Genomic DNA, 7423 nt, shown 5'->3' with positions numbered 1-7423 from the left:
CGATCTGGAACGAGAGCGTCGGGACTGAAGTCCCTCCTACAACAGCCGCTGCCCTGTGGGAGGGCCTTCCAGGCCCGACGCTTTGCGCTCAGGTCTCGATGCAGGCAGGCGAGGGCATCACGAAGGCGTCCGCGCTCAGAACACGTAGCCGCCGTTGACGCGCAGCACCTGCGAGTTGACCCAGGCGCCGTCGGCGCCGACCAGGAACGACACCGCCGAGGCGATCTCTTCCGGCGTGCCCAGGCGCTCCAGCGGCGCCAGCGCAGTGAAGTGGGCGATCTGCTCCGGCGTCTTGCCGTTGAGGAACAGCTCGGTCGCCACCGGCCCCGGCGCGACCGCGTTGACGGTGATGTTGCGGCCGCGCAGTTCGTTGGCGAGCACGTGCACCAGGCCTTCGACGCCGGCCTTGGAGGCGATGTACGGGCCGTAGTTCGGGAACGCCTTGCCGATCACGCTGGTCGACAGCGCGACGATGCGGCCGCCGTCGCCGAGGTGTTCGGCGGCCAGCCCCAGCACGATGTAGCTGCCGCGCAGGTTGGTCGCGATGACCCGGTCGAACTCGGCCAGATCGCCGCCCTGCACCGGCACGTAGGGCATCACCCCGGCGCTGTTGACCACCGCGTCGAGGCGGCCGAACGCGGCGCGGGCGGTGGCGAATACGCGGCGCATGCCGTCGGCGTCGGCGACATCGCCCTGCAGCGCGACGGCGCGGCCGCCGGCGGATTCGATCTCGGCCACCACCGCATCGGCCGCGGCGACATTGCCGGCGTAATTGACGGCGACGGCGTAGCCGTCGGCGGCCAGGCGCAGGGCGATGGCGCGGCCGATGCCGCGCGAGGCGCCGGTGACGAGCGCGGCCGGGAGGGAAGGGGCGGTCTGGGCGGACATGGACGGACTCCGGTTTCGGGTGGGGCCGGCGGGCCCGAAGAGGCTCGGCGCCGGCGGTGGAGGCAGTCTGCGCGTTGGGTTGGGCTGGATAAATCAGGCCCGATTGGCAATACAATTCAAAAATCGCCAACAATCGAGCCGCCGGAGCCCGCCGATGGACCGCCTCGACACCCTGCGTCTGTTCGTCCGCATCGTCGAACTGGGCAGCTTCACCCGCGCCGCCGCGTTGCTGGATTTGCCGCGCGCCACCGCCACCCACGCGATCAAGGAACTCGAAGCGCGGCTCGGCGCGCGCCTGCTCGAACGCACCACCCGGCAGGTGCGGCCGACCCTCGACGGGCAGGCCTACTACGAACGCTGCGTGCACGTGCTGGCCGAGCTCGACGACGCCGACGCGGCGCTGGCCCAGGTCGCGCGCGATCCGCGCGGCACCTTGCGCGTCGACCTGCACGGCATCCACGCCACCGGCATCGTGCTGCCGCGCATCGACGAGTTCCATGCGCGCTATCCGCGCATCGAACTGGAAGTCAGCAGCGGCGACCGTCTGGTCGATCTGGTGCGCGAAGGCATCGACTGCGTGGTGCGTTCGGGCGTGCCGCGCGATTCGACCCTGGTGGCGCGCAAGATCGCGACCATGCCCGAAGTGGTGTGCGCCAGCCCGGATTACCTGCAGCGCTTCGGCGTGCCGCGCCATCCCGATGAGCTGGCCGCGCACCGCGCGGTCGGCTTCTTCGCCAGCGATCGCGACCTGCGTTATCCGTTCGAGCTGACGGTGGACGGTGCGCTGCGCGAATACCAGTTGGATAGCTGGATCGGCGTCAACGACGCCGCCTGCTACGCCGCTGCGGCGCTACGCGGTTGCGGTTTGATCCAGTTGCCGCGCCACGGCGTGGAGGCGTATCTCGACGACGGCCGCCTGGTCGAAGTGCTCGGCGAGTACGCCAGCCCCGGCGTGCCGGCCTGGGCGATGTATCCGCAGCACCGGCAGTTGTCGCCGCGGGTGCGCGCGTTCGTGGATTGGGTGGCGCAGGTGTTCGCCGACAAGTTCGGCGCAGTGGGGTGAGTCGCGCGGCCGATGCGGGTCCGGGCGGGGCCGCGCGGCCTTGCGCGGTCTTGCGCGGCGGCGCGCCTCAGGCCGGCGCTCCGACCCAGGCCGACAGCCGCGGCCGCTGTTCGACCAGCGCATCGATCAGCGCGCGCAGGCCCGAGGAGACATGGCGGTGGCCGGGGTAGTACAGGCACAGCCCCGGCGACGGCGGGCACCAGTCCTCCAGCACCCGTTCCAGCCGGCCCTCGCGCAGCGCCTCGGCCGCGAGGTGATCGGAGACGAAGGCGATGCCGATGCCGTCGATCGCCGCGTCGACCATCAGCGGCTGGTCGGTCAGGGTCAGCGGGCCGGCGACGTTGATCCGCTCGACCGCGCCGTGGCGCTCGAACTCCCAGCGATAGATCGCGCCGCTCTCGAAGCGGAAGCGGATGCAGTCGTGCTGGTGCAGATCCTGCGGAACCTGCGGCCGGCCGCGCGCGGCCAGGTAGGCCGGCGAGGCGAGCGCGGCGAAGCGCACCTGGTCGAGCACGCTGACCGCGACCATGTCCTGGGCGACCGCCTCGGCCAGGCGGATGCCGGCGTCGAAACCGTCGCCGACGATGTCGCTGAGGCGGCCGTCGCTGACGATGTCCAGATGCACCTGCGGATGCTCGCGCAGGAACCGCGCCAGCATCGGCTTGAGCACCAGCCGGATCGCGCCTTCGCTGGCGTTGATCCGCACCGTGCCGCTCGGCGTGCCGCGGTGGTCTTCGATTTCCAGCACCGCGTCCTCGATCGCCGCCATCGCCGGGCGCAGTTTGGCCAGCAGGCGCTCGCCGGCATCGGTCAGCGCCATGCTGCGGGTGGTGCGGTTGAATAGACGGATGCCCAGGCGCTGCTCCAGCGCCTTGATCGAATGGCTGATCGCCGAGGGCGTCAGGTCCAGTTCGGCCGCGGCGGCGCGGAAGCTGCGCTGGTGGGCCACCGCCAGGAACACGCTGTAGGCGGCGAGGTCGCTGCTCTTGGATTGGTGAGTGGTTTTCATCTCAGCATCAAGGATTGGCGAGATTGTTTCGCCAGTCAACGCTGCCTAGATTGGCCGGGTCCGCCAACCCCCATGCCCAGGAGCGAATCGATGGAGATGAAAGCAGTCGTGATGACCGGCGCCGGCCGCCCCTGGGAGGTCCGCAACCTGCCCGTGCCCGCGCTGGAAGCGGGGCAGGTGCTGGTGCGCGTGCACGCGTCGGGCATGTGCTACACCGATGTGTGGGCGACCCAGGGCTACGGCGGCGACATCTATCCGCAAACGCCGGGGCACGAGGTGGTCGGCGAAGTGGTCGAGGTCGGCGCCGGCGTGCGCAGCCGCCGGGTCGGCGATCGGGTCGGCACCACCTGGGTGCAGTCCGCTTGCGGCCGCTGCCCCTATTGCCGCCAGAACCGTCCGCTCAGCGGCCAGACCGCGATGAACTGCGCGGAGCCGCGCACCACCGGATTCGCGGCCCAGGGCGGACACGCCGAATACATCGCCATCTCGGCCGAAGGCACGGTGCTGTTGCCGGACGGCCTGGCCTACACCGACGCCGCGCCGATGATGTGCGCCGGCTACACCACCTGGAGCGGGCTGCGCGACGCGCAACCGCAGCCGCACGAACGCATCGCCGTGCTCGGCATCGGCGGGCTCGGCCATGTGGCGCTGCAACTGTCCAAGGCCTGCGGCTACGAAACCGTCGCGCTGACCCATTCGCCGGACAAGCACGCGCTGGCGCGGCAATTGGGTGCGGACCACGTCGTCGCCGACGGCAAGCAATTGCGCGAGATCGGCGGCGCCGACGTGCTGCTGATCGCCAGCAACGACTTCGATTCGGCCCAGGAAGCCGTCGCCGGCCTGCGTGTGGACGGGCGCATCGTGCTGTGCGGCCTGGATTTCAGCCGGCCGTTCTCGATCTCGTCGGAAGGCGTGCCGTTCCACATGATGCGCCAGCGCGTGATCGGCGCGACTCACGGCGGACTGCGCTACTTGAGCGAAGTGCTCGAGCTGGCCGCGCAGGGCAAGGTCAAGCCGATCGTCGAGACCTTCGCGCTGGAGCGCGCCAACGAGGCCTACGACCGGCTCGCCTCGGGCCGGATGCGCTTTCGCGGCGTGTTTACGCCCACCCAGAGCGTTTGACCCGGATGCGGCGCCGCCCGCTGCGGGCGGCGCCGCGCGCGGCTCAGTCGACCAGTTCCTGCACGTAGCGCATCAAGCGTTCGAGCAGATCGGGCTCGCTCGCCGCAGGCGCTTGCGTCTGCGCCGCAGGCAAGCGCCGCGCGCCCGGCGCCGGCTTGGGCGCGAGCGTGCCGAAGTCGCGCACGATGCCCATCGGCGCATAGCCGCTGTAGCCGGGGAACACATTGGCCAGGTTGCTGTTGCCCATGCGCTTGACCAGCAGTTCGGCCAACACCTGGCGATGGTCGGTGGTGACCGGCACGTCGCCGAAGTGCGGCGACAGGATTTCCGGATCCAGCCCCGACCACGAGCCGTAGAAGCGCCGTCCGTTGACCGCGCCGCCGAGCACCAGCACCGGATTGCCGTAGCCGTGGTCGGTGCCGCCATTGGCGTTCGCGCGCACGCGCCGGCCGAATTCCGACTGCACCACCACGGTCACCCGGCCGGCGTGGCCGCTGGCGTCGAGCGCGGCGTAGAACGCCGACAAGCCCTGCGAGAGTTCGGCGATCTTGTTCTGGTAGTAGTGATAACCGCTGCCGGCGGTGCCCTGGCCGTCGTGCGTGTCCCAACCGCCCAGATCGAGTGTGGCGTAGTGCAGGCCGAGGCCGAACTGGATCGACTGGGCGATGGTCCACAGCTGCTGGGCGAAGGTCGTGGTCGGCCAGCCGGCCGGCACCGCGCTGTAGCTTTGCTTGGCGATCACCTGCAGCGCGCGGTCGGCGCGCTGGCCGCCGAGTTCCAGCGCTGAGGTACCGGTCCACAAGCTGGCCAAGGTTTCGTTGACGCCGCGAAAGCCGGTCGGCGCGCCGCTGCGCGCCATCTGCCACGACCACGCGCCGGCGTTGAGCGCGAAGTCCGACGGGCTGGCCATGGTCAGCGCCTGCACCGACGACAGCAGGCCCGCCGGCTGGCGCGCGCCGACGCCGAGCGCCGGCAATTGTTCGCTGCCGTTGAGGTTGGGCTGGGTGTTCATCGCCCGCGCCATCCAGCCGCTGCCGATGCCTTGCGCGCCGGGCGTGCCCAGGTCGATGTAGAGCTGGGCGTCGAAGTGGCTGCGGGTGACGCTGGTCAGCAGGCCGCAGGCGTGGACGATGCCCAGCCGCCCGGCGACCCAAAGATCGCGCAGCCCGGTCGCCGAAGGATGCAGGCCGAAGCCGGTGCCGCCGCCGCTGGCCAGGGTCAGCGGCAGCGCGCCATAGGTGCCGGTCGCGGCGATGGCGAGGTTGGGCCGCGCCTGTTCGTAGAACGTGCGGTCGGCGCCGTCGATCGGCACCACCAGGTTGAGGCCGTCCAGGCCGCCGCGCAGGAACAGATGCACGACGGTGTCGTGGCCGTTGGCGGCGGCGAAGGCGGGCGCGGCGAACAGCAGCGACGGCCCGCCGACCGCGGTCGCGGCGGCGGTGGCGCAGGTGCCTTTGAGGAAATCGCGTCGGGTGGTCATGGCGGCACCTGCTCAGCGGGTAAGGAATTCGGGCGACATCAGGATCAGCGAGACCATGCTGCGCAGCCGCTCCTGGTTGTAGTGGCGCTTGAGGTCGGTGGCGGCCCAGGTGTTGGTGTCGGTGATGACGTAAGTCGCCGGATCGCCGTTCTGGGCCATGAACGCCACCAGCGTCTGCTTGCGCGCCGCGGTCGGTTGATAGCCGAGCAAGCGCTGGCACCAGTAATCGACCAGCGCGTTGGCGGTCCACGACGGCACCTTGCTGCGCGTGGTCGCCAGGATCGGCGCCAGCGGCACCGCGTTGTCCTGGGTTTCGGTAAGCCAGTTGAGCAGCTTCCAGGTCATCGCATAGCTGCTGGAACCCGACCACGCCTCGCGCGTGTCCGGATAACCGTTCGGCGCCGGCCAGTCGTAGGGCGCGTGGCCGGTGAAGCCCATGCGCCAGGCGAATTCGTCGCTCTTGGCGTTGCCCACGGCGATGGTCCAGTCGCTGCCGAGCGTGCGCATCGCCGCGGCCACCGCTTCGAACGGACGCCGCGCCTTGGCCGCCCACACGTTGATGAAGGCGTCGGTGTTGAGGATGTGGCGCAAGGTCTTGGCGATCTGGTCCGGCGCTTGCCAGTTCTGCCGGAACACCGCCGCCGCGCTGGCCACCAGCGCCGGATCGGGCGTGTCGGACATGAAGCGCCGGATCAGTTTCTTGCAGATGAAGCGGGCCACGCCCGGATGGCTGGCGAGGCGGTCGAGCACATCGCGTCCGTCCTTAAGCGCCGGTTGCTCGGGATAGAGCATGCGCCCGAGCAGGAACTTCGGCCCGGCATCGTGCCAGGCCTGGCGATAGACGAAGCTGCCGTCGTTGTCGTTGGGGTATTGCCAGTGCCCGTTCTTGACCGACCAGCCGGTGAAGGCCGACGCGGTTTCGTACACGTCGATGTCAGTGTAGCCGGAGGGATAGTTCGGATCGTCCGCGTCCGGCGGCACCTGGAACGGGTCCATGAAGCCCAGGTAATGCTCGGCGCCGAGCGTGTGCAGCTCCAGCAGCTCGCGGGCGAAGTTCTCGTTCGGGCCGGCGCGGGTGTTGGCGGCGTTGTCGAGGTAGTAGAGCATCGAGGTGCTCTTGGCCACTTCCTCGAGCATCGCGCGGAAGTTGCCGAACGCGTGCGGGCGCAGCACGTCGCGCTGGTAGTGCACGTACACCGGGCCGGCGTCGTAGTCGCCGACGGTGACGTTGAAGTGATCGTGCCAGAAGTTGACCATCACCTCGCGCAACTGGCGCTTGGAGTGGACCGCGCGCACCAGCGCGCCGCGCTGGATTTCCCAGGCCGGGCGCATGCGGATGTCGTAGGCCGGATTGGGCTTGACGTGGTCTTCCCACAACTGCGGGAGCGACTTGCCCAGCGTGGTGTAGCCGGCCGCGGCCAGGCGCGCATCGAGCGCGCTGTCGTCGATGTTCGACCAATCCAGCTGCCAGTCGATCCAGTTGGCCAGGCGCTGCGCGCCGGTGCTGCCGAGCGCGTTGAACTCGGCCACGCTCTGCGCGGTGGCGCCGTAGCTGAGGTTGTTGAGCGCGCGCACCGCGAACGGCGCTTTCGGCAAATCCTTGGGCAAGGTCGCGACCGGCGCGGCGTGGACGTCGGGCGCGGCGGCGCCGGCGGCCGCCAGCTTGGCGCCGGCGAGCTTGGCGCGCGCCGCCTTGGACGGCGCGGCGCGGCCGAGCGCGCCGTAGCGCTGCAGCAGATGGCGGCGCAGCGATTCGCGCTCGGAATTCGACAGCGGGCTGGACATGGCGCACTCCGGTTGGGCTGGCGTCGACACGGCGTGACGACGGCGGGCGAACGGGGGCGCGAGCTTAGGGCGGCGG

Annotated in this window: 7 protein-coding genes; 3 read left to right on the top strand and 4 right to left on the bottom strand. The window is 70.2% G+C overall.

The annotated features are described in order from the left end of the window. Positions 1-2: 2 nt before the first annotated feature. Positions 3-158, top strand: a complete 156-nt coding sequence (locus BLU84_RS28560; RefSeq protein WP_425479376.1) for a DUF6053 domain-containing protein — start codon at positions 3-5, stop codon at positions 156-158. Here the strand turns inward: BLU84_RS28560 and BLU84_RS11295 are convergent. After that, a complete protein-coding gene (locus tag BLU84_RS11295; protein ID WP_074866851.1) occupies positions 136-888 on the bottom strand; it encodes an SDR family oxidoreductase in 753 nt (250 codons plus the stop codon). The two genes, BLU84_RS28560 and BLU84_RS11295, sit on opposite strands and share 23 nt — an antisense overlap. A gap of 154 nt (positions 889-1042) precedes the next feature. Here BLU84_RS11295 and BLU84_RS11290 point away from each other — a divergent pair, with 154 nt between their 5' ends. Then, on the top strand, positions 1043-1951 hold the full coding sequence (locus BLU84_RS11290; RefSeq protein ID WP_074866848.1) for a LysR family transcriptional regulator: 909 nt from the start codon (positions 1043-1045) through the stop codon (positions 1949-1951). 67 nt (positions 1952-2018) lie between these two features. Here BLU84_RS11290 and BLU84_RS11285 read toward each other — a convergent pair whose 3' ends face one another. After that, positions 2019-2960: a LysR family transcriptional regulator gene (locus BLU84_RS11285; protein WP_074866845.1), complete on the bottom strand. Its 942-nt coding sequence runs from the start codon at positions 2958-2960 to the stop codon at positions 2019-2021. Positions 2961-3050: 90 nt separating this feature from the next. Here BLU84_RS11285 and BLU84_RS11280 point away from each other — a divergent pair, with 90 nt between their 5' ends. Further along, positions 3051-4082, top strand: a complete 1032-nt coding sequence (locus BLU84_RS11280) for an alcohol dehydrogenase catalytic domain-containing protein (protein WP_211664527.1) — start codon at positions 3051-3053, stop codon at positions 4080-4082. Positions 4083-4125: 43 nt separating this feature from the next. Here BLU84_RS11280 and BLU84_RS11275 read toward each other — a convergent pair whose 3' ends face one another. Then, the gene (locus tag BLU84_RS11275; RefSeq protein ID WP_083382552.1) at positions 4126-5562 is read right to left on the bottom strand and encodes a DUF1501 domain-containing protein; all 1437 of its coding nucleotides are present in this window, start codon (positions 5560-5562) and stop codon (positions 4126-4128) included. A 12-nt stretch (positions 5563-5574) separates the two neighbouring features. Continuing rightward, a complete protein-coding gene (locus BLU84_RS11265) occupies positions 5575-7347 on the bottom strand; it encodes a DUF1800 domain-containing protein (protein WP_074866843.1) in 1773 nt (590 codons plus the stop codon). Positions 7348-7423: the final 76 nt, after the last annotated feature.

Origin of the sequence: Lysobacter enzymogenes, from assembly GCF_900106525.1 — a bacterium.
In the GTDB taxonomy this organism is placed as follows: Bacteria; Pseudomonadota; Gammaproteobacteria; order Xanthomonadales; family Xanthomonadaceae; genus Lysobacter; species Lysobacter enzymogenes.
The sequence above is the reverse complement of the archived record's forward strand: the minus strand, read 5'-3'. Positions and strand labels throughout refer to the sequence as shown.